Raw genomic sequence first — 501 nt, 5'->3', positions numbered from 1 at the left:
GAAACTCGTTTCAGGGTAGCTTCTTTTTAAATAAATAAAACCCCTTAATTCAGTTTATAAAGCACCTGCTGCTCCTCGAGAGCATTCAGTAATTCCTGGGAAATACGGATCTTTTGCTTTCGGCTTGGCATATGCAGCTTTATCTTTTCCTTCATTTCATACACTACGAAATTAAGTTTATTTTCTCCACTGTGGTTTCTAAAAATGTCCTGCAACACATCGATCTTTTCTTCCTGCAGCTCATCGATGTTCAGCTGAATGGTCAACTTCCTGGCATAGGTTTCCATCACATCGTGTAACAGCTGAATATTATTGAACTGCATCCGCGGATCTCCTTTTTTACCCGTATCCCTGTTTGGATATCCTTCTCTCACAAAGATCTTTACGTGAACAAAAGAATTGGGAACCAGGAAATGCCTGTACTTAAGGTACTCTTCCTTAAACATCCTGAATTCATAGGAATCTGTATAATCTTCTACAATGAAACTGGCCCAACCCTGC

The 501-nt window shown here is 39.7% G+C and carries 1 pseudogene; it reads right to left on the bottom strand.

The features are described from left to right. Positions 1-44 precede the first annotated feature (44 nt). Positions 45-501: pseudogene (locus HC175_RS17620) on the bottom strand (DNA polymerase III subunit alpha); the annotation flags it as partial.

This window comes from Salinimicrobium oceani (assembly GCF_012037645.1).
The sequence above is the reverse complement of the archived record's forward strand: the minus strand, read 5'-3'. Positions and strand labels throughout refer to the sequence as shown.